The following is a 25842-nucleotide window of genomic DNA, read 5'->3' on the forward strand; positions in this document are numbered from 1 at the left end:
AGGCCATCGCTCACAGGCATCCGGTGACCAGGAGGCCACTTCCCGAATCCGCGGCGTTTCCCAGATGTTTGGCCACGCGGACGGTCTCGGCATCGGTCATCGCGATCGAGACCGTGCTCGTCGACGTGTTCGACATCACATCGCGAGCGGGAACTCGAGTCGAGCCCGGATAGGTCGGAGCGCAACTGACGAGCCGCGTCCCGGAGGCGTCCCACACGTCGACGCGGGCGGCATCCTGTGGGCTCGGCCCCACCGGCGTGATGCGCACGATGTGGCGTCCCCGCAGGGCGGCCGGTGCGGGGCCGTCGGCTGAGGCGCTCGACGTGGCCGCGGACGCCGCAGGAGCGGGGGCGCCGCCCGACGGTGCCGCGAGCGCCGCGCCGACGAGCAGGCAGGTGATGGCCCCTGCCTTGCGCAGCCGACGGCGACGCGTCGCGGCCGCGCGCGTCGGGGCGTTGAGGCGGTGGACGACGTCGAGGGTGCGCAGTGAGGGCATGGCTCGACGCTAGGGCGAACCGCGTCGACGGCGCGCGTCGTCATGCCGCAGGCTGTGGACCAGGGTGCCCGGCCGACACACCTGGGGATGGCCGTCAGGCGTCGGAGCTGCTCGAACCGCTCGAGCTCGAACCGGAACTCGAGCTGGAGCTCGTGCCGGAGGAACGGCTGTCGGTGCGGTAGAAACCCGCCCCCTTGAACGTCACGCCGACGCTGTTGAACACCTTGCGCAGCGGGCCGCCGCACTCGGGGCACGTCGTGAGAGCCGGGTCGTCGAAAGACTGGCGCGCCTCGAAACCGTGGCCGCATTCCTTGCACGCGTAGGCGTAGGTGGGCATCGTCATTCCTTCTCTCGTGCCGGCGGGCGGCGCTGGTTCGACTGCGACATGGTAAGGCAGCGTCAGGGTCAGGCAGGCGCGCGTCGCTCATGCGCGGGGCGCGGTGGGCATCCGCCAACCTGCGAGGCGTCCGCCCTCGCTCACCTCGCGGAAGCGGGCGAGGGTACGAGCGCGCACCGCCTCCTTCGTCACGACGAGCAGTTGATCGCCGGCGCGCAGCACGCTGCGCTCACCGGGCACGTAGCTGCGCTCGCCGTTGACGACGAGGGTGACGTTCGCGCCGACCGGTAGGCGCAGCTCGTACAGCATGACGCCGACGAGCTGCGAGTGCTCGCCGACCTTGACGTGCAGCATGTCGGCGCGCAGTTCCGTCAGCGGCGTGTTCTCGACCTCGAGCTCGACGGCGTGCGCGTCGTTGCCGATGCCGAGCACGCGGGCGACGAGCGGCAGCGTCGGGGCCTGCAGGAACGTGAAGACGACGACGAGGACGAAGACGAGGTCGAAGATCCAGCGCATCTGCTCGGCGCCCGCGGTGAGCGGCACCGTTGCGAGGACGACCGGCACCGCGCCGCGAAGACCTGCCCATGACAGGAACACCTGCTCGCGCCAGGAGAAGCCGAACGGCGTCATCGACGCGATGATCGAGGCGGGGCGGGCGAGCAGGAGCAGGACGAAGCCGACGACCATGGCGGGCACGAACTGGTCCATGAGGCGGCTGGGGGAGGCGAGCAGGCCGAGCAGGACGAACAGGCCGATCTGCGCGAGCCACCCCATCGCCTGACCGAAGCCGCGCACGGCCTGACGGTGGGGGATCGGCATGTTGCCGAGGACGAGCGCCGCGAGGTAGGTCGCCATGAAGCCGCTCGTGTGGACGACGGACGCCGCGGCATAGGCGAGGACACCCCCGGCGACGACGCCGATCGCGAACAGACCTGACGAGCCGGGCGCGATGCGCTGCGAGAGGGCGCCGAGCACCCAGCCGACAGCGAGGCCGACGAGCGCGCCACCGGCGAGTTCGAACACCGCCATCCCGGCGAGGGAGAGGACGCCGTGATGCTCGCCGCCGGGCACCACCTCGTCCGCGAGGGCGACGACGAGCAGCACGACGGGCGCGTCGTTGAAGCCCGACTCGGCCTCGAGCACGCCAGCGAGGCGATGCGGCAGCGGCACCTTGCGCAGCACCGAGAACACGGCCGCGGCGTCCGTCGAGGAGACGATGGCGCCGAGCAGCAGCGACGTCTTCCAGTCGAAGTCGAGCAGGAGGTGCGTCGCCGAACCGACGACCGCGACGGAGACGAGCACGCCGAGCGTTGACAGCAGCAGGGCCGGGGCGACGGACGCGCGGATGCTGCTCCACTGCGTCGTCAGACCGCCCTCGATGAGGATGAGGATGAGCGCGCAGTAGCCGAGCACCTGCGTGAGGTTCGTGTTCTCGAAGCCGATGCCGAGCCCACCCTCACCGAGAGCGACGCCGATCGCGAGGTAGATGAGCAGCGTCGGCAGCCCCGAGCGGTTGGCGAGGCGGACGGCGGCGACGGCGACGAGCAGGACGAGCGAGCCGACGAGCAGCGTCAGCGGCAGGTCGGCGGTGTCGAACCCGGTGGCGGCGGCGGCTTCGATCATCGGGCCCCCTCCTCAAGTCGGCGTCAGCGGGTGGGTGCGTCGGCGTCGGCTCGGCCTCGTCGTGGGCCGGTGCCTCAGTATCCCAGGGCGACGCCGAAGCGGACGAGACCGTCCACGGTGAGGGCCGCGTCGACGCGTTCGTCATGCGCCTCGACCGGGATGCGGGGCGCATCGGGGCCGGTCAGCAGCTCGTCGGGAAAGACGACGGCGACGACGGGTGTGCCCGGCCGTCGGCGCGGCAGGGCGCGGTCGTAGCAGCCGCCGCCCTGGCCGAGGCGTTCGCCGTTCGGGCCGATCGCGAGCGCGGGCGCGATGACGAGGTCGGCGGCCGCGATGCCACCCGTGCCCAGGTCGTCGCCCGTGGCGGCGTCACGCCAGGACAGGTCGAGATCGGCGAGCGTGATCGGCACGAGCAGGCGCCCGCGCGCCCTGACCGCGGCGTTGATCGGTTCGAGGTTCGACTCGCTCGCCAGCGGCTCGAACGAGGTGACGCATGTGGCGCGTGCCAGCAGCGGTTCGAGGTGATGCAGCAGCGCAAGTCCGTCGGCGTGACGTTGCTCGGCGCTCGTCGCATCACGACGCTCTCGACGCGCGGCGCGAAGTCGTGTGCGCAAATCGCGCTTGGCGAGGCGCTCGCGCTCGTCGGGCGTCGGCTCGACGTCGCGCGGAGGTGTCGCGCCGGTCGGCGCATCCGGGGCCCCGTTGTCGGTCATGAGGGCTAGCCTAGGCTCATGACTGAAACGCCGTCCTCCGCTCCTCGCCGTCGCGCGCGCAAGGCCGTCATTCCGGCCGCCGGGCTCGGCACGCGCTTCCTGCCTGCCACGAAGGCCATCCCCAAGGAGATGCTGCCGGTCGTCGACAAGCCGGCCATCCAGTACGTCGTCGAAGAGGCGGTGCGCGCAGGGGTTCCCGACATCCTCACGATCACCGGTCGTTCCAAGGCTGCTCTCGAGGATCACTTCGACCGCCACTGGGAGCTCGAGCGGGCCCTCGAGAAGAAGGGCGACGAGAAGCGCCTCAAGCGTGTGCAGAAGTCGGCCGACCTCGGTGAGGTCCACTTCATCCGCCAGGGCGAGCCGCGCGGCCTCGGCCACGCCGTGCTCGTCGGGCGCAACCACGTCGGCGACGAGCCGTTCGCCGTCCTGCTCGGCGACGACCTCATCGACGAGGACGACCACCTGCTCGAGCAGATGATCGATGTCCAGGCCAACCACGGCGGGTCCGTCATCGCGCTCATGGAGGTGCCGGACGACCAGATCCACCTCTACGGCTGCGCCGCGGTCGAGCCGATCGACGGTGAGGGCGAAGACGTCGTGCGCGTCACCGGTCTCGTCGAGAAGCCGGCCGCGGGGGAGGCGCCGAGCAACCTCGCGATCATCGGCCGCTACGTGCTCGACCCGTCGATCTTCGCGGTGCTCGAGAAGACGGAGCCGGGACGCGGCGGCGAGATCCAGCTGACGGACGCGCTCGCCGAGCGTGCGAGCGCGACGGGTGAGGGCGCCGGCGTCATCGGTGTCGTCTTCCGCGGCAGCCGCTACGACACGGGCGACCGTCTCGACTACCTCAAGGCGGTCGTGCGTCTCGGCACGCGTCACAACGAGTTCGGTTCCGACTTCCGCTCCTGGCTGCAGGGCTGGGTCGAGACCGACGAGGGCAAGGGGCGCACGCGCACCGAGCGCGGCGCCTGACGCCATCCAGCATTAGGATGACGCCCCGTTCGCAACCGAATCCGGTTGCGAACGGGGCGTTGTCGGTGGTGGGTTGCACAATGGGGGCATGTCGCACGCCCCCGAACTCATCACCGATGCCGAGCACCTCGCGCGCATCCTCGCGGCCGTTCCACGGCTGCCTGCGCGGCGGGTGGCGCTGGCCGACGGCGGCTGGGTCGGTGACGTCCTCGGGCGGGCGCTCGCCGCTGACGTGTGCAGCGGCGTCGACCTGCCGGGGTTCACGAATTCCGCGATGGACGGGTACGCCCTGCGAACCGAGGACGCTGCGGACGGCGAGCTACCCGTCGTCGGCGACATCCCCGCCGGTGACACGCGTGAGCTGACGTGCGCGCCGGGTGAGGCCTGGCGCATCATGACGGGCGCGCCGGTGCCGTCGGGGACGACGACGGTGGTGCCGGTCGAGCAAAGCGACGGTGGGCTGGAGCGCGTGCGGTTCACGGGCGAGGTGGAGGACGGGCGCCACATCCGCCGATGCGGCGAGGACGTGCGCATCGGTGACGTCCTGCTGCGCGCCGGGACGATCATCGCACCGCAACACGTCGCCGTCATCGCCTCGGCGGGGGTGGATCACATCGAGGTGGCACCGCGCCCGCGCGTCGTCGTGCTGTCGACGGGGGACGAGCTGCGTCCGGCCGGAGAAGCGCTGCAACATGGGCAGATCCACGATTCGAACGGGCCGATGCTCGCTGCGCTCGTCGCTGCGGTGGGAGCCGAACTCGTCGAGGTCGCGCACGTGCGTGACGATGCCGGCGAGGTGGCGCGGGTGCTGGAGCGTGCCGTCGCGACGGCTGACGCCGTCATCACGACGGGTGGGGTGAGCGCGGGGGCGTATGACGTCGTCAAGGCCGCGCTGATCGAGGCGGGCGAGGTGACGTTCGACAAGGTTGCGATGCAGCCCGGCAAGCCGCAGGGTTTCGGGCTGCTCGGCGAGCGAGGAGTGCCGGTGTTCACGCTGCCCGGCAACCCGATGAGCACGCTCGTGTCGTTCTGGGTGTTCGTCGCGCCCGCGCTCGCGCACATGAGCGGGCGCCCGGCGCCCGTGTGGCGACGCGGCGTCGTGCGTGGCCCGGGGTGGACGTGCCCGCGTGGACGTGCCCAGTACGCGCGCGTCCACGCGGTGCGCGGCGCTGACGGCGAGCTGGCGATCCGTGCCAATGCGCGCCAGGGATCGCATCACCTCGGTGAGTTGGGCGAGGCCAACGCGCTCGCGCGCGTGCCGCGAGAGGCCCGCCAGGTCGAGACGGGTGAGATGCTCGACGTGCTCGTGCTCGACGGGCCGATCGACGCGCCCCTGGCGGGCGCCTACGACGAGAACGTGGCGGACGAGAAGGAGTGACATGAGTGACCTCACCCACGTGCGTGGTGACGGCAGCGCGCACATGGTCGACGTCGCGGCGAAGGCCGTGACGCGACGTTCGGCGTCAGCGGCGGGGCGCGTGCTGCTGAGCGAGCGCGCCGTGGCGGCGCTGCGTGACGGTGACGTGCCCAAGGGTGACGCCCTCGCCGTCGCACGCATCGCGGGGTTGCAGGCCGCCAAGCGCACCCCTGACCTCATTCCGCTCGCCCACCCGATCGCGGTGCACGGTGTCGAGGTCGACCTCGACGTCACCGACGACGGCGTCGACATCCGCGCCACCGTCGTCACCGCCGATCGCACCGGCATCGAGATGGAAGCGCTGACCTGTGTGAGCGTCGCGGCGCTCGCGCTCATCGACATGGTCAAGGCCGTCGACAAGCACGCACGCATCACCGACGTGCGTGTCACGGCCAAGTCGGGTGGGCGTAGCGGTGACTGGCATGAGTGAACGGCGCGCCGCCGTCGTCACGTGCTCGACGCGGGCCGCGCAGGGGATCTACACCGACGCGACCGGGCCCGTCATCACGGCATGGCTACATGAGCGGGGGTGGACGGTCGACGCGCGACTCGTCGCCGACGGGCCGGCGGTGGGTGACGCGATCGGTGACGCGCTCGCGCTCGGGTGCCGCGTCGTCGTCACGACCGGCGGGACGGGCGTCTCGCCGAGCGACGCGACGCCGGAGCAGACACGGCCGTACCTCACGATGCAGCTCAGCGGCGTCGAGGAGGCGCTGCGTACGAAGGGTGTGGCAGCAGGGGTGGCGACGGCCGTCCTTTCGCGTGGGCTCGCCGGCATCGCGGACGGCGCCGCGGGGCGCGCGTTCGTCGTGAACCTGCCTGGCTCGCGTGGGGGAGTGGCCGACGGTCTCGACGTGCTCGACGGCATCCTCGAGCACGTCATGGCGCAGCTCGGCGGAGGCTCGCACTGATGGGTCCGGGCACGTGGCCCGTCACGCTGCGGCGGCGTTATCGCGGCGGTGAGCTTGGGTTGCGTCCGTTGCATCCTCGTCGGGATCTGCAGGAGTGGAGTGCGCTGCGCGCCGCGAACCGCCGGTGGACGGGCCCCTGGGATTCGACGAACCCCTACCCCGAGCCGGCGCTGGGCTTCAAGGCGGCCGTCAAGGAGCAGAACGCGGAGGCACGCGCGGGTCGGTTGTTGCCGTGGGCGATGACGTGGAACGGTGCCCTGGCCGGGCAGGTGCACATCTTCACGATCGTGCGTGGGGCGCAGCAGGGCGGCACGATCGGCTACTGGATCGGTGAACGCTTCGCCGGGCACGGCCTGACGCCCATGGCCGTCGCGATGGCCGCCGACCACGCGTTCGGTGTGGAGCGCTTACACCGCCTCGAGATCAACGTGCGCCCCGACAACGCCAACTCGCTGCGCGTCGTCGAAAAACTCGGTTGGCGTGACGAAGGCGTGCGCCGCGAGTTCCTCCACATCGACGGCGCGTGGCGCGACCACCGCTCGTTCGCACTGCTGCGCCACGAGGTCGACGGCACGCTCGTGCAGCGTGTGGAGAATTTCGAGCGATCGGGCTCCGTCGACACTGTTGACACTGTCGACTCGCCACAGCGCCTCGGACGCATCGAACCCGTCTGACCCGCCTTGAGCCTGCCTGACTCTGCGGACCCCCGACCCCCTCTGGCCCCCGACCCCGTCTGACCTTTCGGACCTCCGAACCCGTCTGCCCCCTCGAACCGCTGAACAGCGCCGTCGAAACCCACCTCGACGTGGCCCGTACCCAACTGCGATTCACGTCCACATCGGCGAACGGCATCCATCGGCGATTCATGTCCACAACTGCGATTTTCGTCCACGTTCGCCGACGCTCCGCCATCCGCGCGTCGGAGCTGACGGCGCCGTGCACACCGACGATCGGCGCCGACGTCGGTCTGTGCCCCCCGTCGTCCGCCGGCGGCGGGGCATTGTTACCCCACGCAGTGAAGATTTTTTGCGCGACACGCGCGGCGTGGCTCACTCGTTGTCAAGCCGCCGCACCCTAGCCTGGTGTGCGTGAGTGCCAGCAGCCTGATCTTCTTCGTCATCATTGCCGTGTGGGCTGCCTACATGCTCAAGCACTGGGTGCGCCGCCGCGAGGATCTCGCGACCGCGCGCACCGTCGATCGATTCTCGGAGGCGATGAGGATGCTCGAACGCCGTACCCCGATCCAGGCTGACGTCTCGGCGCGCGCCGACGAGCCGTCGCGTACGATCCTGCGCCCTCAGGTCAGCGTCAAGGGTGCCTCGCGCGTGACGCCCTGCGCCCCCGAGGGTGACGCGCACGCGTCGACCGCTGAGGGTGTCGAGGTGACGACGACGCGGGTGCCCGCTCGTCTGCAGGGCGCGGCGCAGGGCCTTGCCCGCGTGCCGGCGGCGCTCGAATCGCCGAAGGTCAAGCTGTTTGCCCTGCTCGGATCGTTCGGCTTCTTCGTCGTGACGGCGCTGCTCGCTCTGCTGACGCTCGTGCCGGCGTGGCTGCCGTTGCTCGGCCTGCTGGCGACGGCCGGTGTCGTCGTGTGGCTGCGCCGCTCGGCGATCGCAGCGCGGACGGCCAAGGCAGCGTCGACCACGGTGCGCCCGGTGGGCGTCTCAGCTCCGGCGCGCGCCGCGTCGCCCGCGCGTTCGAGCGCCACTGTGGGCGCCACCCGCGTCGAGGTCGAGGCGGCCGAGACCGCGGTGCCGATGACGAAGCGTTCGCCGCTCGTCGCCGAGCTGCCGGAGCGCGACGTCGACGCCGAGCCGGCCGTCGACGTCGAGCCTGACGTGGACGCCGTGGCGCGTGCGCAGGCCGAGGTGTTCGACGCTGCGGCATGGGCGCCCGTCGACGTGCCGCGCCCGACGTACACGATGAAGGCGAAGGCCGAGCGTGAACCTGTCGAGCCGGCGGCGACCGTCGACGAGGTTGACACGCGCCCGCTCGCCGCGCGGTACGAGAACACGCCCGTCGAGGATCTGCCGTTCGACGGCATGGCGCTCGACGAGGACTACGAAGAGCTTCCGCAGGTCTACCGCGCCGGCTGAGGCCGCACGCGAGGCTTTGACGACGGACGGCGGGTGCCCACGGGGCGCCCGCCGTCTTCGTGTGTCTAAGGGTGCGTTTCCGGTGTGACGGGTTGCACGTGTGCTTTCGGTGGCACGAAGGAGCGTTTCTGCTGGCGGGGTCGTGGAGGGAGCAGGGAGCCGTGCGTGGGTCGCCGGGCCCGGTGAGCAGGGTGGGTGGCGGCCGATTGGGGCGCCTCGTGTTGGTCTGTGCGCCGCTTGGTGGTAACGTGTCTCTCGCTTCACGGGGCTATGGCGCAGTTGGTAGCGCGTCTCGTTCGCAATGAGAAGGTCTGGGGTTCGAATCCCCATAGCTCCACCGAGATGAATACAGACAGCCACCCGGACAAGATTTTTGTCCGGGTGGCTGTCTGTATTCACATCTGTCGATCATTGTGATTCGAGGAGCCGCCGCAGCGGAGCGAGGATGGCGAAGTCCCCATGGCTCCGACGCGCGAAGTGCGTGCCGAGCCCTGCCCCCGCGCTGAGACGCGAAGCGCGTGCCGAGCCCCGCCTTTGGCGCTGACGCGCAAAGCGCGTCTCAAGTCCGGGTTCAGCCGCCGCCTACTTGCTCTTGATGTCTCCTCCGATGGAGTCCTTGATGCCGTCGAGGGCTGAGGTGCTGCTCATGACGTACCAGTTGGGGCCGGCGAGGACGGCGTCGTCGCCCGTCAGTTTGCCGGTCGCGTCGGTGATGGCTTTCTTGGCTGCGTTCTCGCCGTCGTAGACGACGAAGACGGCGTGGGTGCCGCCGACGCATTCGCCTGAGCTGGAGGCGCCCGCGGGCGGCGTCGTCGGGTTGTACCCGGTACAGTGCAGGCCTGCGTTGACGGCTGCGCTGCGCAGTTCCGTCGCGCTGTCGAAGCGGTGGGTCTGGGCGGAGCACGCGGTCAGAACGAGCAGGGGTGTGACGGTGGCGATGGCCCAGGTACGCATGGTGTCAGGCTACTCGCCCGCCCCGGCGCGCTGCGTGCTTCCCCCGGCCTCATCGATGCTGGCGTGGTCGGTGCAGTATGGGTCGAGACCGCCGTCAAGGGTGACGCTTCGCGCTGTGACGACGAATCCGCCCGACGCGTTGAAACGCCGCTCACCGACCGCAACGCCACAATGTCCGTTGAATGTGGCCGAAAATCGCCGATGTGGACGGGATTCGCGAAGGGGGACGAGCATCGCAGGGGGGCGGGGGTTACTTCGACGAGGAGCCGGTGGCGGGGACGACGACGGCGGAGCCCGAGGACGGCCAGCACGAGAAGCCGGCGGGCAGCGTCACCTTGCCGCCCTCGACCATGTCGAGGCACTTGGAGACGAGGACGTTCGGGTCCTTGCTCACCGACTTCGCGAGCGCTTCGTTGGCCTTCGCCTGCTGTTCGGCCGTCTTGACGCCCTGCTCGGCGATGCGCGTCTGCGCGACCTGGGCGAGCAGCGCGTTGGCCTTCGACTGCGTGTTGTCGTCGAGCTTGATGACCGGGATGATCACCGACAGCACCTCGATCTGGTCGCCGATCTGGTCGCGCATGTCCTTCGTCGCGTCGTCTGAGAGCTTTGCGAGCGTCGGGGTCGTCGGGTTGCCCTTCTCGTCGACGGCGAGGGCGTCGTAGGACGCGAACTCCTTGTTGAGGCTCGAGGACAGCTGCCGGTCGACGAGGCTCGAGCGGATGCTCGAGAACTCGCGGTAGTTCTGGAACAGCGCGTCGGAGGCGTCGGGGCGGATGCGCCAGCGGATGGACGCGTCGACGCACGCCGTCGCTTGGTGGGCGATGCGCACGTTGATGCAGCTCTTGTCGTCGGCGGTGTGGCTGTCGGTCTGGATCGCGGCGTCCATGTACGTCACCTTCTGCCACGGCGCCTTGAGGTGGAAGCCATTGCTGAGGCTGCCCGTCGGCTTGCCGAACGTCGTCACGACACCGATCTCCTTCGTCGGCACGACGACGGAACTCGCGACCGCGAGGACGATGACGGCGAGCGTCGCGCAGGCCGCAGAGACGAGGTAGGCCAGACGCGCGCGAGCCCGCGTGCTCGGCGCCTCGGGACGCGCGGCGTGCAGGAACACGCGGGCGGGGGAGGCGCCGGCGTCGAGATCATCGCTGTCATCGGCGTCGACATCTTCTACACCGTCATCCGATGCGTCGAGATCACCCGCGCGGGCACGACCGGTCGTGCCCGCCTCGCCCCGTGAGTACGAGAGGGCGTGCTCCCGCCCCGCGTGGCGCAGGTGGCGCCCGTAGAGGAAGGCCGCGAGGGCGAGCAGAAGCAGGATCACGCTGAAGATCGTCGAGGCCATGGCGTGAGTGTAGAGCCGCGATGACGCCCGAATGGCGACGCGCCGCCCACATCGTCGTGGGCGGCGCGTCGCGCGAGCTTCGGGTCAGACGCGCGTCACGGGTGACGTTCGTGGCGTGCGAGCTCGCTCGTCTCGGTGTCGACGTGCGGCGATGCTTCGACCGCTTCGAGGATCGCTTTCTCGCTGCCGCCCTTCGCGCCGTAGCGAGCGATGCCGATGCCGACGACGACGGCGGTGAGGCCGAGCGTCAGCCACAGGTTGAGGCGCTGGTCGGCGCGCAGCGCCATCGCGACGATAGTGAAGACGATGAACGCCATCGTCACGTAGGTGAGGACGGGGAAGGCCCACATGCGTACGGCCGGGCGGGCGCCGACGCGGTTCATCGCGGCGCGCGAGCGCAGCTGCGTCGCGGCGATGACGAGGTAGACGATGAGCGCGATGGCGCCCGACGTCGACAGCAGGTACGTGAAGATCTTCTCCGGCAGCAGGTAGTTGCCGAACACGGCGACGAAGCCGACGACGACGGAGACGAGGATCGCGACCTGCGGCACGCCGCGTCGGTTGATGCGCGCGAACGCCTTGGGTGCGTCGCCGCGCTGGCCGAGGCTGAACGCCATGCGACTCGCGGTGTAGAGCGCGGAGTTGAGGCAGCTCGCGACGGCGGTCAGGATGACGAAGTCGAGCACGCTCGACAGGTTCTTCAGGCCCATGTTGTTGAGCGCCTCCTGGTAGGAGCCGTTCTCCTGCAGCGAGGGGGAGTTCCACGTCGTCAATGCGATGACCACGAAGATCGAGCCGAGGTAGAACAGCGAGATGCGCCAGATGACGCTGTTGACGGCCTTGCGGATGCCCTCGACCGGGTTCTTCGACTCGGCCGCGGCGATCGTCACGATCTCGGTGCCCATGAACGTGAACATCGTCGTCAGCATGGCGGCGAGGACGCCGCTCCAGCCGTCGGCGAAGAAGCCGTGGTCGGTGAATCCGTGCAGCCCCGAGGCGTGCGAGCCGGGAAGGATGCCGAGGATCGCGAGCACACCGAGGACGATGAACCCGACGATGGCAATGACTTTGATGAGCGCGAACCAGAACTCGAACTCGCCGTAGTTGGCGACGGAGAACAGGTTCGTCACCGTCAGCAACGCGGTGATGATGAGAGCGAACACCCATTGAGGCCAGTCGATCCAGCCCGAGAGGATCTTCGCGCCGGCCGTCGCCTCCACCGGGATGACGAGCACCCAGAACCACCAGTACAACCACCCGATGGAGAAGCCGGCCCACTTGCCGAGCGCACGGTCGGCGTAGACGGAGAACGAGCCGGAGTCGGGATTGGCCGTCGCCATCTCGCCGAGCATGCGCATGACGAGGACGACGAGCGTCCCGGCCAGCGCGTAGGCGATGAGGACCGACGGGCCGGCGAGCTTGATCGCCGAGGCCGAGCCGACGAAGAGGCCGGCGCCGATGACGCCCGCGATCGAGATCATCGTGACGTGGCGCGGCTTGAGACCACTGCTGAGAGCTTCGCCGTCAGCGGGCGGATGGGGTGCGTTCATGTGGAGAACTCTGACGGCTCGTATCGCATCGGACAATCGCCCCGCCGCGCGTCCCCCGATTCGTACCCAGATCGTGACCTGAGTCATAGCACGATGAGAGGTCGCGCATTGCTGATCGGCGAAGCCGCGGGCTCCTCAGCAGGCATCGCGAGCCTCGACCGCCGGTCGGTACGCGACCCGCGCCGGAAGCCCCCGTCAGATCCAGGACGGCAGCCACATCCGCCAGCTCCAGTGATCGTGGGGGATGACCTGCGCGGTGTAGATGGGCCAGAAGAAGACGAACGTCGCGACGGCGAGTACGACGTACGCGCCGACGACGCCGGCGCCGATGCGTCGCCGTCGCAGGCTCGCGGTGGCGGGTCCGAGGATCAATCCCAGGCAGTACGTGACGGCGAGGATGACGTAGGGCGCGAACACGACCGCGTAGAACGTGAAGACGGTGCGCTCCTGATAGCTGAACCAGGGCAGCCATCCGGCGAGCACGAGTGCAATGAGCGTCCCGGCACGCCAGTCGCGGCGCAGCGCCCACATGAAGACGCACACGAGCAGGGCGGCGATGCCGAACCACCAGATGCTGACGTTGCCGAGCGAGGTGATCGCCTTCGAGCATTCCGTGACCGAGCACCCCTGATCGCCCTTCGCAGGCGCCTCGTAGAAGAACGAGGTGGGGCGTGTCTGCGCCATCCACGACCACGGGTTCGACTGATACGTGTGTGGCGACGTGATGCTCTCCGCCGAGTCGTACATCTGGATGTGGTACTGCCACAGACTGCGCAGGCTCTCGGGCAGCCACGAGAACAGGCTCGAATCGGGTGCGAACCCGGTGTTCTTGGTCGCCGGGTTGCTCGCAGCCCAGTTGCGTCCCCAGGCGTCGTTCGAGTGGAACCATCCGGCCCAGGTGAGCAGATATGTCAGGCATGCCGTGGGGACGATGATGAGCGCCCCGGTGACGGCGTCCTTGATGACGGTCGCCGAGAGCCAGCGGCGGACGCCGACGGCGCGGCGCGCTCCGAGATCCCAGAACACGGTGAGCAGACCGATCGCGGCGAGATAGAACCCGTCGGACCACTTCGTCGCCATGCCGAGGCCGAGGCACACGGCGGCGACCCAGCGCCACGGGCGCAGGCCGAGCGAAGGGCCGGCGAGGCGCTGCTTCGCATCGAACGACCAGTCGCCGTCACGACGCAGCTGCGCGACCTTGCGCGCGAGGATCCGGCGGCTGCGGTCGCGGTCGGCGAGGATCGCGACGAACCCGGCGAGAGCCCAGAAGCTGACGAGCCCGTCGAGGATCGACGTGCGCGACATGACGAATTCCATGCCCTCGAACGCGGTCAGCAGCGCCGCGATCGTCGCGAGCGTCGCCGAGCGGAACAGGTGCCAGGCGGCGCGCCCGACGAGCAGGATCGCGAGCGTGCCGGTGAGTGCCACCGCGATGCGCCAGCCGAACGAGGAGGTGATGCCGAACAGGTGCTCGCCGGCGCCGATCATCCATTTGCCGAACGGCGGATGGACGATGAAGTCGGGTTCGGTGCCATACACGGTCGGCACCTGGCCGTGCGTGAAGAACGCATCCGGCTCCGGCATGTTCGCGGGCGTCTTGCGTTCGTGGCCGTACAGGATCATCGACCAGCCCTGCTTGACGTAGTACGTCTCGTCGAAGATCAACTGGTGGGGGCGACCCAGATCCCACAGCCGCAGCAAACCGCCGATCAGCATGACCATCAGGGGGCCGAACCAGCTCCACAGCTTTTGCTGCGCACTCGCCGGGGCGCCGAGCAGGCGCTCGCGCAGCATCAACTCGTCGCGGTCGGGACGGCCGTCGGTGTCGACGCGGGTGGCGGACGACGGGGCGTCGGTCAGGGTGGCGTTCACCGGTGGCGTCCTCGATCCTCGCGGGCGGGCGGTGGGACGGTCTGCCCCGATTGGTCAGCGTAGTCGGTGGCACTGACAGGAGGGGCCCGCTCCGACGTCAGGCCTCGAGACCCAGGTCGACCCGCGGCGGGCACGAGGCGCGTCCGCGCCGGCGTGACACCATGGCCGCGTGAGTACCGAAGCCCCCGTCCCCGCCCTCGTTCTCGCCGCGACGCCGATCGGCGACCCGGCGGACGCGGCACCGCGTCTCACGCACGAACTCGCGAGCGCGCCGCTGATCCTCGCGGAGGACACGCGGCGGACGAAGCGGCTCTGCGACGCGCTGGGCGTCACCCCGAGCGGGTCGATGATGAGCTACCACGAGCACAACGAAGCCCAGCGCACGGGCGAGATCGTCGAGCGCATCGCCGCCGGCGAACGCGTCCTGCTCGTCACCGACGCCGGGATGCCGAGCGTCAGCGACCCGGGGTACCGCCTCGTCGCCGCGTGCGTCGAACGCGACCTGACGGTGACGTGCGTGCCCGGCCCGTCGGCCGTCCTCATGGCGCTCGCGGTGTCAGGGCTGCCCGTCGACCGGTTCTGCTTCGAGGGGTTCCTGCCGCGCAAGGCCGGCGAACGCGCCCGCACGCTCGCGGCGCTCGCCGACGAGGCACGCACGATGGTGTTCTTCGAGGCGCCGCACCGTTTGGCGGTGACGCTCGAGGCGATGGCCGACGCGTTCGGCGACGAGCGGCGCGGCGCGGTCTGTCGTGAACTGACGAAGACGTACGAGGAGGTCCGCCGCGGCGGTCTGCGCGAACTCGCGGCGTGGGCCCTCGACGGGGCACGCGGCGAGATCACCGTCGTCGTCGAGGGTGCCGAACCGCGTGAGGCGTCGCTCGAGGGTGCGGTCGCGACGGTGCTCGATCTCGTCGCCGGGGGAGTGCGGCTCAAGGACGCGTGCGGCCAGGTCGCCCAGGCGAGCGGCCTGTCCAAGAAGACCCTGTACGACGCTGCTCTCGCGGCGCGCTGACGGTTGGCGCCCCCGAGCAAACCGCAGGCCCGGTCGTCAGTCCTGGGCGTCGACGAAGTACACGCAACCGGGGTCGAGGGGCGTGCGCAGGCTGCCGCGTGCCGGGTCGTTCGGGGGGTAGCAGGCCCACAGCGCATGGGTGAGGTCCCACGTCGCGGTCGGGATGACGGCTTCGAGTTCGTGCGAGGTCGCATCGACCGACGGCGCGTCGAGTCGCGCCCGCACGTGGACGCCGTCGTCACGCGGTTCGGCGGCAATGAGCGTCACCGTCTTCGTCGCGACGTGCGGGTTCTGACCCGAGGCGGTGACAGCGTGCCACGTCCGCATCACCCCGAACACGACGAGCGCGATGACGAGCGCCGCGACGATGTTGCGGACGAGACGCCGACGCCGGATGCGGCGTTCGGTCGCGGGGTCGGCGGTGAGGGCGGGAAACGACATGGGCCGGGCGCTCTCAGGCCGCGGCGCGCGCGGCGCGGCGCTCACGCATCGCTTCGACGCGGCGCCACAGCCGCCACATCACCCACGCGATAACGGCGAGCAGCACGAGCGCGAGGATCGGCGCGAAGACGGCCGCGAGGCTGAGCAGGATCGACGTCGCGTCCTCCGCCGTCGACAGGACGGGCGCGGCGAAACCACCCGTCCCGACGTTCGCGACGGGGCGTGCGGCGGCCTTTCCCGTGTGGAAGATGCCCGCGACGATGGCGCCGCCGATGAGGCCGACCCACGGATGCTGCGTCATCCACGGCGAGTTGTCGAGGTTCGCGGCGGCCGCCGTCCCCGCGAAGACGACGGCGCCCGAGGCGGGGCGCACGATCGTGCCGAGCGCATCGTTGACGCTGTCGAGGGCCGGGATCTTGTCGACGATGATCTCGCCGACGAGCAGGATCGACGCGATGACGATCGACGGCGTGCTCTCGACCCACGAGAACCCGGAGGGCAGCGTGATCACGTCGGTGAAGCGCGCGAGCAGAGCGACGACGAGATACGGGATGTAGGCGTTGAGACCGGCGGCGGCCGACAGGCCCGCCCCGGTGAGCGCTGCGAACATGGCACGTCCTTCGGGTCAACGACCGCCGGCGCCTCCGGCCCCGGCGAAACACTGCGTCAACTCTGGCACAGCCGCGGGCATTCCCCCGAACGACGCCGGTGCAACTGAGTCACATGATGCGCGTCGAGTCAGTCAGGACTGACGCAGCGCGCATCACGTGACTCAGCCGTCGATGAGGGCCGTTAGAATGGTGCCGACCGAGGAGGTGGCGCGTGGGCACACGACACGAATCGCATGACGGGCGCGAGGCCCATGAGCAGCAGACTGCGCATGACGGCCACGGACATGGCGGCCACGCCCACAGCCACGCTCCGAGTGCTGACGCCGACCGGCGCTACCTGAGCGCAGCCCTCGCGCTGCTCGTGCTCTACATGCTCGCCGAGGTCGTCGTGGCCTTCGCGACGGGTTCGCTCGCGCTGCTGTCGGACGCGGCGCACATGCTGACGGACGCCGCCGCCATCGCGTTGGCCCTGTGGGCGATCCACCTCGCCGCGAAGCCCGCCAACGCGCGGTTGACGTTCGGGTTCAAGCGCGCCGAGATCCTCTCCGGCCTCGGCAACGGCATCACGTTGTTGCTGCTCGGGGCGGTGCTGCTCGTCGAGGCAGTGCGGCGCCTCGTCGACCCGCCGCAGGTCGAGCCGAAACCCGTCCTCGCGGTCGCCCTGGCGGGCGTCGTCGTCAACGTCGCCGCGGGCATGCTGCTCGCCCGCGCGAACCGGACGTCGCTCAACGTCGAGGGCGCGTACCGTCACATCATCACCGACCTGTACGGGTTCATCGGTACGGCCGTGGCCGCCGCCGTCATCTGGGCGACGGGGTGGATGCGCGCCGACGCCGTCGCGACGCTCATCGTCGTCGCTCTCATGTTCCACGCGGGGGCAGGGCTCGTCGCGCAGGCCGGGCGAGTGCTGCTCGAGGGCGCGCCGGACGGCACGGACGTCGAGGCGATCCGCGCGCACATGCTCGAGGTCGATCACGTGCGCGACGTGCACGACCTGCACGTGTGGAGCGTGACGAGCGACCTGCCGGCATTGTCGGCGCACCTCGTCATCGACGACGAGTGCTTTCACGACGGGCACGCCCCGCGGCTGCTCGACGAGGTGCTCGAGTGCCTCGTCGGCCACTTCGACGTCGACCACTCGACGCTGCAGTTCGAGCCCGCGAGCCACGCGGCTCACGAGAGCAGCCTGCACTGAGTCGATCTCGGCGCCATGTGCCCCTCGCCGCCTTGACCTCATGGTGCGGCCGTGGCGATGACACGAGAAAGCGGTTGTCGGCGGCGACTCCTAGGATGGGGCCATGACCAAGGTTCTCTCCGCTGTTGCCTGGCCGTACGCCAACGGCCCCCGCCACATCGGGCACGTCGCCGGTTTCGGTGTGCCCTCCGACGTCTACAGCCGGTACATGCGCATGGCGGGTCATGACGTGCTCATGGTCTCGGGCACCGACGAGCACGGCACGCCGATCGTCATCATGGCGGAGAAGGCGGGCAAGACGCCGCAGGAGTTCGCGGACGAGAACGCGAGCATCATCGTCGACGACCTCGCCGGCCTCGGCCTCAGCTACGACCTGTTCACGCGCACGACGACGGCGAACCACTACGAGGTGGTGCAGAAGCTGTTCCTCGCGCTGCACGAGAACGGGTACATGATCGAGCAGACGACGTCGTGCGCCATCAGCCCCTCGACGGGGCGAACCCTGCCGGATCGGTACATCGAGGGCACGTGCCCGATCTGCAAGTACGCGGAGGCGCGCGGCGATCAGTGCGACAACTGCGGCAACCAGCTCGACCCGACGGATCTCATCGATCCGCGTTCCAAGATCAACGGTGAGACGCCGGAGTTCATCGAGACGCAGCACTTCTTCCTCGATCTGCCGGCGCTCGCGGACGCGTTGTCGTCGTGGCTCGACGGGCGTGAGGCGACGGGCACGTGGCGCCCGAACGTCATCAAGTTCAGCCAGAACATCCTCGAGGAGATCCGTCCGCGCGCGATGACGCGCGACATCGACTGGGGCATTCCCGTGCCGCTCGACGGATGGCGCGAGCAGCCGACGAAGCGTCTGTACGTGTGGTTCGACGCCGTCGTCGGCTACTTGTCGGCCTCGATCGAGTGGGCACGTCGCCTCGGCGAGCCCGACAAGTGGCGCGAGTGGTGGAACGCGCCTGCGAGCACGGGCGACGCGACGAGCGCAGCGAGCACGGGCGGAGATGCGGAGCTCGCTCGGGCGGAGCGTGCGACGTCCGACGAGGGCAGCGGCGGAGCCCAGAAGGCATCGGAAGTACTTGGAAACAGCGACGGAGTCGCGGTTTCCAAGTACTTCATGGGGAAGGACAACATCGTCTTTCATTCGCAGATCTGGCCCGCTGAGCTTCTTGCTGCGAATGGCGAGGGCGCGAAGGGCGGGGTGGAGAGTCCTTTCGGGCATCTCAACCTGCCGTCGGAGGTCGTCTCGTCCGAGTTCATGACGATGGAGGGCAAGCAGTTCTCGACGAGTCGGGGGCATGTCATCTACGTCAAGGACGTGCTGGAGCGCTACGGGCCCGATCCGTTGCGGTACTTCATCGTCGCGGCCGGCCCCGAGAGTCAGGACGCGGACTTCACGTGGGCCGAGTTCGTGCAGCGCAACAACTCGGAACTCGTCGCGGGCTGGGGCAATCTCGTCAACCGTGCGGCGAGCATGATCCACAAGAACTTCGGTGAGATCCCGGCGCCGTCCGAGTTGGCCGATGTCGACCGCGAGGTGCTCGACGCGGTGCGCGGCGGGTTCGCGACGGTGGGTGCGCTCATCGAGCGCAACCGTCTCAAGGCGGCCCTCACGGAGACGATGCGTCTCGTCGGCGAGGTCAACCGGTACGTCGCGGTGACGGAGCCGTTCAAGCTCAAGGGTGAGGACGAGCGGGAGCGTCTCGCGACGGTGCTGCACACGCTCGCGCAGTGCGTCGTCGACCTCAACACGATGATGGCGCCGTTCGTGCCGTTCTCCGCGAATCTCGTGCACGAGGTCATGGGCGGTGAGGGGGAGTTCATGCCGATGCCGGTCGCGAAGGAGGTCACGGACCTTGACGACGGACGTCCGTACCGCATCATCACGGGCGAGTACTCGGCCACGCCGCGTTGGCAGCCGCGTGACGCCGCGCCGGGCACGCCGATCGCGAAGCCGAAGCCGGCGTTCAAGAAGTTCGACCCGGCGGTGGTGGAGGAGGAGCTCGAGCGAATGAACGTCTCGGCGTGAGCGACCCCAACCTGCGCCGCAGCGACAAGCCGGCGCCGCCGCAGCCGCTGCCGTCACCGGTCGTCGACAATCACACTCACCTCGACATCTCCCGTGACGGCGGCGCGCCACCCGACGTGCGCGCCGTCATCGACGAGGCCGTCGCGGTCGGCGTCGACCGGATGGTGCAGGTGGGGTGTGATCTTGCGGGCGCGCGCTTCACCGAGCGCGTCATCGACGCCCACCCCGAATTGCTCGGCGGCGTCGCGCTGCACCCCAACGAGGCGCCCAAGCTGCACGCCGCGGGCGAGCTCGACGCCGCATACGCCGAGATCGAGCGCATCGCGGCCCACCCGCGGGTGCGTGTCGTCGGTGAGAGCGGGCTCGACTACTTCCGCACCGGCCCCGAGGGCGTCGCGGTGCAGCAGGAGAGTTTCCGGTGGCACATCGAGCTCGCCAAGCGCCTCGGCAAGGCGCTGCAGATCCACGACCGTGAGGCGCACGAGGACGTCATGCGCATCCTCGCCGAGCAGGGCGCGCCGGAGAAGACCGTCCTGCACTGCTTCAGCGGTGATGTCGCGATGGCGCGCGAGTGCGTCGAGCGCGGCTATTACGTCAGCGTCGCCGGCGTCGTGACGTTCAAGAACGCCCGCGAACTGAGGGCGGCACTCGCACAGGTGCCACTCGAGCAGCTCCTCGTCGAGACGGATGCGCCGTACCTGACGCCGTCGCCGCACCGCGGAGCGACCAATGCGCCGTACCTCGTGCCGCTGACGGTGCGAGCGCTCGCCGAGGTCAAGAACGTCGACGTCCCGAGGCTGTGTGCGGCGTTGTCGGAGAACTCCGAGCGCGTCTACGGGCCGTGGTGAGCGTCACGCGCGTGATTCCATAGCGCAGCGATCGACGCAAGGCGCTGGCGCCGCGTGTGACGAATCCCACTGCAGCGGCAGATTTCCCGGGATGCCGCGCCTGATGCCCCATCGCGTCGCAGAATCCGTTACGGTTCCGTTATCTAAATTTGACCCTCGCGGGTTGCCTCGGCAGTGTTGTCCGGGTTAACCCGAGTCTGGATCACACGGACGTGCCCTCGACCTCATGGTCGACGGGCTGGAGCGCAGGCCTGAGCCGAGCGCTTCGCACCGAGCCTTCGGTGCTCTGCGCGCCGCCAGTGAGGGACCTTCGACATCGGAGCATGATGACGTTCTCGACCACCCGCACCACTTCTCGTACGATCGCCGCGGCCGCTGCCGTGGCAGCCGCCTCGACGCTGGCCGCTTGCGGTTCGAGCGACTCGAAGACCGCGTCCGACGTTCCCTCGATCTCCTCGAGCTCGACGCCGACGAAGTCCGCGACCTCGACGCCGTCCACGACGAAGGCTGCGCCGAAGCCGTCCACGACGAAGGCTGCGCCGAAGCCGTCCGCTTCGAAGCCCGCGCCGAAGCAGACGCAGGCCGAGCGCGCCTCGCGTTCGCAGGCCCGTCAGGCTCTGCCGGCCAAGCCCGCCACGCCCGCCAAGGCCGCTGCTCCCGCCGTCACGTACGTCAACTGGAGCCAGGTCCAGACGATCCCGGCGAAGACGAAGTACGTCTACAGCGCCGACATGCCCAAGGGCACGTCCAAGGTGACGCAGGAAGGCCGTTCGGGCGCCGAGACGGTGACGCACCGCAGCGCCAAGAAGGGCGAGAAGGTCGTCTCCTCCAAGGTGATCGACACGACCGTCACGCGCAACGCCGTGCGCCGCGTCGTCACGATCGGTACGAAGCAGGCCGTTCAGCAGGCGCCGCAGCAGTCGCAGCAGACCCAGGTGTCGCGTTCGACCGCCCGCAAGGCCGTGACGCAGCAGAGCGCGCCGAAGCAGCGCACCTACGCCTCGTCGGCCCAGCGCACGCAGAAGAGCGCTGCCGCACCGGCCGCCGCCAACTCGGGCATGTGGGACCGCATCGCTCGTTGCGAGTCGACGAACAACTGGCACATCAACACGGGCAACGGCTACTACGGCGGCCTGCAGTTCGACAACCAGACGTGGCTCGGCTCCGGCGGCGGCGCCTACGCCCCGCGCGCCGACCTCGCGACCCGCGAGCAGCAGATCGCCATCGCGAACAAGGTCTACGCCCAGCGCGGCCTGCAGCCGTGGGCCTGCGGCCACGCAGCCTGATCGACACCTGACGCGCACCGCGCGCCCGGTCATGAAGACCCGGCTCGTCCCCTCGTGGGGCGGGCCGGGTCTTCGCATGTGCCGATAGGGTTGGCGTCATGCATGACGACGACGCGACGCCCGCAGGCCGTGACGACACGACGGGCCTGTTGAGTGCCGCCGACATCCGCGAGCTCGCCGAGCGTCACGGGGTGCGTCCGACGAAGACGTGGGGGCAGAACTTCGTCATCGACCCGAACACGGTGCGCAAGATCGTCCGCCTGGCCGGGGTCGGGGCCGACGACACCGTCGTCGAGGTGGGCCCGGGGCTCGGGTCGTTGACGCTCGCGCTGCTGCCGGCCGTCGCACATCTCAGCGTCGTCGAGGTCGATCCGAACCTGGCGGCGCAGCTTCCCGCGACGGTGGAGCGGTTCGCGCCGCAGCACGCATCGAAGCTGAACGTCGTCCAAGCGGATGCGATGACGGTCGACTCGCTCGAGCCGGCACCGACGGCGCTCGTCGCGAACCTGCCGTACAACGTGTCGGTGCCTGTGGTCCTCAACTTCCTCGAGCATTTCCCGTCGCTGCAGCGCGTGCTCGTCATGGTGCAGCTCGAGGTCGCGCAGCGCCTAGCTGCTGAGCCGGGCAGTAAGGTCTACGGCGTGCCGAGCGTCAAGGCCGCCTGGTACGCCGACGTCCGTCTCGCCGACCGCGTCGGACGCAACGTCTTCTGGCCGGCCCCGAACGTCGACTCGGGTCTCGTCTCGCTCGTGCGTCGTGACCCGCCGACGACGGACGCGACGCGCGCGCAGGTCTTCGCATGCGTCGACGCCGCGTTCGCGCAGCGCCGCAAGACGCTGCGGGCTGCCCTCACCGGCTGGGCGGGCGGCGCCGACCGGGCCGAGGCGGCACTCGTCGCGGCGGGCATCGACCCGCGGACGCGAGGCGAGCGCCTCGGCATCGACGAGTTCGCCGCCATCGCCTCCGCCCACGCGGCGGCGACGCAGGACTGAGTCGTCCTCCGGCCGCAATGCCCACCCAACACTGTGGCGGACGGCGCCTGTTGGCTCGGGTGGCGGACCGGAGGGCGGTCCATGCATAGGGTGGGGGCATGACGGCTTCGAGCGCACAGATCACCCGCGTCAGCGTGAGGGTGCCTGCGAAGGTCAACCTCGAGCTGTGCGTGGGGCCACGCCGCGCCGACGGGTTTCACGACCTCGCGACGACGTTCCATGCCGTCGACCTGTCCGACGAGGTCGACGTCACGTCGGCCGACGAGTTCTCGCTCACGGTGACGGGGCTCGGCGCGGACGTCGTGCCGTGCGACGAGTCGAACCTGGCGTGGCGAGCGGCGCAGCTCATGGCCACCTCGTACGGCGTCGACGGCCGCTGCGCCATCGCGATTCGCAAGGCCATCCCGGTGGCCGGTGGCATGGCGGGCGGATCGGCCGACGCCGCCGCGACGCTCGTCGCCTGCGACGCGCTCTGGGGGCTCGGCCTGTCGCGCGCGACGCTCGAGGAGCTCGCCGCGCAGCTCGGCTCAGACGTCCCGTTCGCCCTCACCGGAGGCACCGCGCTCGGCACCGGGCGCGGGGAGAAGATCGTGCCGGTGCTCGCGACGGGCACCTACCACTGGTTGTTCGCGCTGACGCACGAGGGGCTGTCCACGCCCGCCGTCTACGCCGAGTGCGACCGGCTGCGGGAGTGCCACCGCGTGCCTGAGCCCACTCCGTCGGACGGCCTGCTCGCGAGCGTCCGCTCCGGTGACGTCCACGGCGTCGCCGTCGCCATGCACAACGACCTGGAGCCTGCGGCGCTGTCGCTCATGCCGAGGCTGCGCGCCCTGATGGAGTTTGGCCTGGAGATGGGTGCCCTCAACGCGATGGTCTCGGGTTCGGGCCCGACGGTGGCGTTCCTCATGGCGAGCCGCAAGGACGCCGTCGCGCTGCGCAACGTGCTCGCTGCCGGTGACCTCGCGGACGACTACGTCCTCGCCGCCTCCACTCCCCACGGCGCCCAGATCACCTCCGCCTCCTGACGCCCCGACCGAACCCCCGCCCGCCCCGCCTTGCCACCCTGCGATTTTCGTCCACCTTCGCGATTGCCATCCACATCGGCGAACTACGTCCCCATCTGCGAACTACGTCCACATCTGACGGACGGCGTGGCGAGCGCTCGTCTCGGTCCGGCACCTGCTCTGACGGGCGCCGCATCATCAGCTTTGGGCGACGTGACACGGCGGTGAGACAATCGCGGGCATGGCCAACCTCCTGTCCGCTGAGAAGATCTCGCTCGCCCTCGGCACCCAGCAGTTGCTCGATTCGGTGTCGCTCGGCATCGGCGGCGGTGAGCGCATCGGCGTCGTCGGCCGCAACGGTGGAGGCAAGTCGACACTGCTCAAGGTGCTCGCGGGTGTGCACGAGGTCGATTCAGGGCGTCTGACGATGGCGAACGGCGTCACCGTCGGCATGCTGACGCAGGCGGACACGATTCCTGCGGAGTGGACGGTGCTGCAGGCCGTCGTCGGTGATCGCGCCGAGCACGAGTGGGCGGGGGAGGCCCGCATCCGCGAGGTCATCAACGGGTTGTTGCCGGGCATGGATCTGCACGACGTCGTCGGTCCCAAGTCCGGTGGCGAGCGCCGTCGCATCGCGCTCGCGAAGCTGCTCGTCGACGACCCTGATCTGCTGCTGCTCGACGAGCCCACCAACCATCTCGACGTCGAGGGCGTGCAGTGGCTCGCCGACTTCCTCAACGCACGCCGCACACGCAGCGACTCGGCGCTCGTCACGATCACCCACGACCGGTGGTTCCTCGACGCGACGAGCACCAACACGTGGGAGGTCATCGACGGACGCGTCGAGCAGTACGAAGGCGGTTACGCCGCGTTCGTGCTCGCGAAGGCCGAACGTGCACGCATCGCGGCCGCGACGGAGGAGCGTCGCCAGAACCTGCTGCGCAAGGAGCTCGCGTGGCTGCAGCGCGGTGCGCCGGCCCGCACGAGCAAGCCGAAGTTCCGCATCGACGCGGCCAACGCGCTCATCGCGAACGAACCGGATCCGCGCAATGACGTCGAACTCGTCCGGTTCGCGACGACGCGGCTCGGCAAGGATGTCATCGACCTCGTCGACGCGTCCGTCACGCTCGGCGGGCGCGAACTGCTGACGAAGCAGACGTGGCGGCTCGCGCCGGGCGAGCGCACCGGCATCGTCGGCGTCAACGGCGCGGGCAAGTCGACGCTGCTGCGCGCCATCGCGGGAATCCAGGAGCTGTCGGCGGGCAGACGCAAGCAGGGCAAGACCGTCAAGATCGCGTACCTGACGCAGGAGGTGCGCGAGCTCGACGACGTCGAGGGCTGGCGCGTCATCGAGGCGATCGAGGACGTGGCGAGCTACATCATGCTCGACGGCAAGGAGACGTCCGCCTCGCAGCTCGCGAAGCGGCTCGGCTTCTCCGGGGGACGTCAGCAGGCGCGGGTGTCGGAGCTGTCGGGTGGCGAGCGTCGACGACTGCAGTTCCTGCGCCTGCTCATGAGCGAGCCGAACGTGCTGCTGCTCGACGAGCCGACGAACGACCTCGACATCGAGACACTGCAGTCGATGGAGGACGTCCTCGACGGCTGGGCGGGCACACTCGTCGTCGTCAGCCACGACCGGTACCTGCTCGAGCGCATGTGCGATCGCCAGGTCGCGTTGCTCGGCGACGGCAAGATCCTCGACCTCATCGGTGGGGTCGAGCAGTACCTCGAGCTGCGTGCGCACCACCTGCAGGCGCAGGCGGCGTTCGAGCGTCAGGGCGCGGCGGCAAAGGGGGTCGATGCGACCTCGATCGCGGCTGACGACGCAGCCGGCACGGGCGCCGGCGGACGCGTGGTGAGCGCCGCCGAGGAGCGCGAGGCGCGCAAGACGGTGGCGCGCATCGAACGTCAGCTCGCGAAGCTGGCCGAGCGCGAGGCCAAGCTGCACGACGAACTCGCCGCTGCCGCAAGCGATTACGGCAAGGCCGCGGAGATCGACGTCAAGCTGCGTGCCGTGCTCGCCGAGAAGGACGAACTCGAGATGGAATGGCTCGAGGCCGCCGAGGTTCTCGCCTGAACTGAGCGCGTGTTCCGGTCGCGCGCGGCGCCTGGTGGCGCTGCGCCGT

At 69.7% G+C, this 25842-nt stretch carries 24 protein-coding genes and 1 tRNA gene; 15 read left to right on the plus strand and 10 right to left on the minus strand.

Features of this window, described 5'->3' with window-relative positions:
• Positions 1 to 10: 10 nt before the first annotated feature.
• The 4 genes from ABH936_RS13155 to ABH936_RS13170 all read right to left on the minus strand — a co-directional run bounded on the left by ABH936_RS13155 (position 11) and on the right by ABH936_RS13170 (position 3169).
• On the minus strand, positions 11 to 496 hold the full coding sequence (locus ABH936_RS13155; RefSeq protein ID WP_136788841.1) for a hypothetical protein: 486 nt from the start codon (positions 494 to 496) through the stop codon (positions 11 to 13).
• Between the two features lie 94 nt (positions 497 to 590).
• Positions 591 to 839 carry an FmdB family zinc ribbon protein gene (locus ABH936_RS13160; protein ID WP_354082616.1) on the minus strand — a complete coding sequence of 83 codons (249 nt, stop codon included), beginning with the start codon at positions 837 to 839 and terminating at the stop codon, positions 591 to 593.
• An 81-nt stretch (positions 840 to 920) separates the two neighbouring features.
• Positions 921 to 2456 carry a potassium/proton antiporter gene (locus ABH936_RS13165; RefSeq protein ID WP_136788842.1) on the minus strand — a complete coding sequence of 512 codons (1536 nt, stop codon included), beginning with the start codon at positions 2454 to 2456 and terminating at the stop codon, positions 921 to 923.
• A 74-nt stretch (positions 2457 to 2530) separates the two neighbouring features.
• Positions 2531 to 3169, minus strand: coding sequence for a 5-formyltetrahydrofolate cyclo-ligase (locus ABH936_RS13170; RefSeq protein ID WP_062257287.1), 639 nt, complete (start codon positions 3167 to 3169; stop codon positions 2531 to 2533).
• Positions 3170 to 3187: 18 nt separating this feature from the next.
• Between ABH936_RS13170 and galU the strand changes: the two genes are divergently transcribed.
• The 7 genes from galU to ABH936_RS13205 all read left to right on the plus strand — a co-directional run bounded on the left by galU (position 3188) and on the right by ABH936_RS13205 (position 8905).
• Complete coding sequence (gene galU, locus ABH936_RS13175; RefSeq protein WP_062257285.1) at positions 3188 to 4144, plus strand: UTP--glucose-1-phosphate uridylyltransferase GalU; 957 nt, start codon at positions 3188 to 3190, stop codon at positions 4142 to 4144.
• An 88-nt stretch (positions 4145 to 4232) separates the two neighbouring features.
• Positions 4233 to 5522 (plus strand): gephyrin-like molybdotransferase Glp, encoded by a 1290-nt coding sequence (glp, locus tag ABH936_RS13180; protein ID WP_144694964.1) that lies wholly within the window; start codon positions 4233 to 4235, stop codon positions 5520 to 5522.
• 1 nt (position 5523) lies between these two features.
• On the plus strand, positions 5524 to 5991 hold the full coding sequence (moaC, locus tag ABH936_RS13185) for a cyclic pyranopterin monophosphate synthase MoaC (RefSeq protein ID WP_006943919.1): 468 nt from the start codon (positions 5524 to 5526) through the stop codon (positions 5989 to 5991).
• Complete coding sequence (locus tag ABH936_RS13190) at positions 5984 to 6472, plus strand: molybdenum cofactor biosynthesis protein B (RefSeq protein WP_404603462.1); 489 nt, start codon at positions 5984 to 5986, stop codon at positions 6470 to 6472. Before moaC ends, ABH936_RS13190 begins: the two co-directional genes overlap by 8 nt.
• Positions 6472 to 7146, plus strand: a complete 675-nt coding sequence (locus tag ABH936_RS13195; RefSeq protein ID WP_404603463.1) for a GNAT family N-acetyltransferase — start codon at positions 6472 to 6474, stop codon at positions 7144 to 7146. The genes ABH936_RS13190 and ABH936_RS13195 overlap by 1 nt, the downstream gene beginning before the upstream one ends.
• 414 nt (positions 7147 to 7560) lie before the next feature.
• Positions 7561 to 8568 carry a hypothetical protein gene (locus ABH936_RS13200; protein ID WP_404603465.1) on the plus strand — a complete coding sequence of 336 codons (1008 nt, stop codon included), beginning with the start codon at positions 7561 to 7563 and terminating at the stop codon, positions 8566 to 8568.
• Positions 8569 to 8832: 264 nt separating this feature from the next.
• Positions 8833 to 8905 (plus strand) — tRNA-Ala (locus ABH936_RS13205).
• A gap of 245 nt (positions 8906 to 9150) precedes the next feature.
• On the opposite strand, the gene ABH936_RS13210 is transcribed toward ABH936_RS13205, so the two are convergent.
• The 4 genes from ABH936_RS13210 to ABH936_RS13225 form a co-directional block, all read right to left on the minus strand.
• Positions 9151 to 9522 (minus strand): hypothetical protein, encoded by a 372-nt coding sequence (locus tag ABH936_RS13210; RefSeq protein ID WP_038569213.1) that lies wholly within the window; start codon positions 9520 to 9522, stop codon positions 9151 to 9153.
• Between the two features lie 250 nt (positions 9523 to 9772).
• Positions 9773 to 10867: an SPFH domain-containing protein gene (locus ABH936_RS13215; RefSeq protein WP_404603467.1), complete on the minus strand. Its 1095-nt coding sequence runs from the start codon at positions 10865 to 10867 to the stop codon at positions 9773 to 9775.
• Between the two features lie 95 nt (positions 10868 to 10962).
• Positions 10963 to 12417: an amino acid permease gene (locus tag ABH936_RS13220; protein ID WP_404603468.1), complete on the minus strand. Its 1455-nt coding sequence runs from the start codon at positions 12415 to 12417 to the stop codon at positions 10963 to 10965.
• 195 nt (positions 12418 to 12612) lie between these two features.
• Positions 12613 to 14289, minus strand: a complete 1677-nt coding sequence (locus ABH936_RS13225) for a dolichyl-phosphate-mannose--protein mannosyltransferase (RefSeq protein WP_404603469.1) — start codon at positions 14287 to 14289, stop codon at positions 12613 to 12615.
• Positions 14290 to 14458: 169 nt separating this feature from the next.
• Here ABH936_RS13225 and rsmI point away from each other — a divergent pair, with 169 nt between their 5' ends.
• Positions 14459 to 15301 (plus strand): 16S rRNA (cytidine(1402)-2'-O)-methyltransferase, encoded by an 843-nt coding sequence (gene rsmI, locus ABH936_RS13230; protein WP_404603470.1) that lies wholly within the window; start codon positions 14459 to 14461, stop codon positions 15299 to 15301.
• 36 nt (positions 15302 to 15337) lie between these two features.
• Here the strand turns inward: rsmI and ABH936_RS13235 are convergent, their stop codons facing one another.
• Together ABH936_RS13235 and ABH936_RS13240 are read right to left on the minus strand one after the other, a co-directional pair.
• Positions 15338 to 15742 carry a hypothetical protein gene (locus ABH936_RS13235; RefSeq protein ID WP_404603471.1) on the minus strand — a complete coding sequence of 135 codons (405 nt, stop codon included), beginning with the start codon at positions 15740 to 15742 and terminating at the stop codon, positions 15338 to 15340.
• 13 nt (positions 15743 to 15755) lie between these two features.
• Positions 15756 to 16352 (minus strand): DUF4126 domain-containing protein, encoded by a 597-nt coding sequence (locus tag ABH936_RS13240; protein WP_404603472.1) that lies wholly within the window; start codon positions 16350 to 16352, stop codon positions 15756 to 15758.
• 212 nt (positions 16353 to 16564) lie between these two features.
• Here ABH936_RS13240 and ABH936_RS13245 point away from each other — a divergent pair, with 212 nt between their 5' ends.
• The 7 genes from ABH936_RS13245 to ABH936_RS13275 all read left to right on the plus strand — a co-directional run bounded on the left by ABH936_RS13245 (position 16565) and on the right by ABH936_RS13275 (position 25793).
• Positions 16565 to 17548, plus strand: a complete 984-nt coding sequence (locus ABH936_RS13245) for a cation diffusion facilitator family transporter (protein ID WP_404603473.1) — start codon at positions 16565 to 16567, stop codon at positions 17546 to 17548.
• Between the two features lie 103 nt (positions 17549 to 17651).
• Positions 17652 to 19586 (plus strand): methionine--tRNA ligase, encoded by a 1935-nt coding sequence (gene metG, locus ABH936_RS13250; protein WP_404603474.1) that lies wholly within the window; start codon positions 17652 to 17654, stop codon positions 19584 to 19586.
• Complete coding sequence (locus ABH936_RS13255) at positions 19583 to 20434, plus strand: TatD family hydrolase (RefSeq protein ID WP_404603475.1); 852 nt, start codon at positions 19583 to 19585, stop codon at positions 20432 to 20434. The genes metG and ABH936_RS13255 overlap by 4 nt, the downstream gene beginning before the upstream one ends.
• A 326-nt stretch (positions 20435 to 20760) precedes the next feature.
• The gene (locus ABH936_RS13260) at positions 20761 to 21720 is read left to right on the plus strand and encodes a transglycosylase family protein (protein ID WP_404603476.1); all 960 of its coding nucleotides are present in this window, start codon (positions 20761 to 20763) and stop codon (positions 21718 to 21720) included.
• Positions 21721 to 21818: 98 nt separating this feature from the next.
• Positions 21819 to 22712: a 16S rRNA (adenine(1518)-N(6)/adenine(1519)-N(6))-dimethyltransferase RsmA gene (gene rsmA / locus ABH936_RS13265; RefSeq protein ID WP_136788854.1), complete on the plus strand. Its 894-nt coding sequence runs from the start codon at positions 21819 to 21821 to the stop codon at positions 22710 to 22712.
• A gap of 98 nt (positions 22713 to 22810) precedes the next feature.
• A complete protein-coding gene (locus tag ABH936_RS13270) occupies positions 22811 to 23737 on the plus strand; it encodes a 4-(cytidine 5'-diphospho)-2-C-methyl-D-erythritol kinase (protein WP_404603477.1) in 927 nt (308 codons plus the stop codon).
• Positions 23738 to 23957: 220 nt separating this feature from the next.
• A complete protein-coding gene (locus ABH936_RS13275) occupies positions 23958 to 25793 on the plus strand; it encodes an ABC-F family ATP-binding cassette domain-containing protein (RefSeq protein ID WP_404603478.1) in 1836 nt (611 codons plus the stop codon).
• Positions 25794 to 25842: the final 49 nt, after the last annotated feature.

The organism is Dermacoccus sp. GAS27A (genome assembly GCF_044909235.1).
GTDB lineage: Bacteria > Actinomycetota > Actinomycetes > Actinomycetales > Dermatophilaceae > Dermacoccus > Dermacoccus nishinomiyaensis.

Coding starts and splice junctions, on each gene's coding strand:
- ABH936_RS13270 (WP_404603477.1), top strand. CDS start 22,811: ATGACGGCTTCGAGCGCACAGATCACCCGCGTCAGCGTGAGGGTGCCT.
- ABH936_RS13210 (WP_038569213.1), bottom strand. CDS start 9,522: ATGCGTACCTGGGCCATCGCCACCGTCACACCCCTGCTCGTTCTGACC.
- galU (WP_062257285.1), top strand. CDS start 3,188: ATGACTGAAACGCCGTCCTCCGCTCCTCGCCGTCGCGCGCGCAAGGCC.
- rsmA (WP_136788854.1), top strand. CDS start 21,819: ATGCATGACGACGACGCGACGCCCGCAGGCCGTGACGACACGACGGGC.
- ABH936_RS13155 (WP_136788841.1), bottom strand. CDS start 496: ATGCCCTCACTGCGCACCCTCGACGTCGTCCACCGCCTCAACGCCCCG.
- ABH936_RS13275 (WP_404603478.1), top strand. CDS start 23,958: ATGGCCAACCTCCTGTCCGCTGAGAAGATCTCGCTCGCCCTCGGCACC.
- ABH936_RS13235 (WP_404603471.1), bottom strand. CDS start 15,742: ATGTCGTTTCCCGCCCTCACCGCCGACCCCGCGACCGAACGCCGCATC.
- glp (WP_144694964.1), top strand. CDS start 4,233: ATGTCGCACGCCCCCGAACTCATCACCGATGCCGAGCACCTCGCGCGC.
- moaC (WP_006943919.1), top strand. CDS start 5,524: ATGAGTGACCTCACCCACGTGCGTGGTGACGGCAGCGCGCACATGGTC.
- ABH936_RS13260 (WP_404603476.1), top strand. CDS start 20,761: ATGACGTTCTCGACCACCCGCACCACTTCTCGTACGATCGCCGCGGCC.
- ABH936_RS13170 (WP_062257287.1), bottom strand. CDS start 3,169: ATGACCGACAACGGGGCCCCGGATGCGCCGACCGGCGCGACACCTCCG.
- ABH936_RS13215 (WP_404603467.1), bottom strand. CDS start 10,867: ATGGCCTCGACGATCTTCAGCGTGATCCTGCTTCTGCTCGCCCTCGCG.
- ABH936_RS13160 (WP_354082616.1), bottom strand. CDS start 839: ATGACGATGCCCACCTACGCCTACGCGTGCAAGGAATGCGGCCACGGT.
- metG (WP_404603474.1), top strand. CDS start 17,652: ATGACCAAGGTTCTCTCCGCTGTTGCCTGGCCGTACGCCAACGGCCCC.
- ABH936_RS13165 (WP_136788842.1), bottom strand. CDS start 2,456: ATGATCGAAGCCGCCGCCGCCACCGGGTTCGACACCGCCGACCTGCCG.
- ABH936_RS13240 (WP_404603472.1), bottom strand. CDS start 16,352: ATGTTCGCAGCGCTCACCGGGGCGGGCCTGTCGGCCGCCGCCGGTCTC.
- ABH936_RS13220 (WP_404603468.1), bottom strand. CDS start 12,417: ATGAACGCACCCCATCCGCCCGCTGACGGCGAAGCTCTCAGCAGTGGT.
- ABH936_RS13195 (WP_404603463.1), top strand. CDS start 6,472: ATGGGTCCGGGCACGTGGCCCGTCACGCTGCGGCGGCGTTATCGCGGC.
- ABH936_RS13190 (WP_404603462.1), top strand. CDS start 5,984: ATGAGTGAACGGCGCGCCGCCGTCGTCACGTGCTCGACGCGGGCCGCG.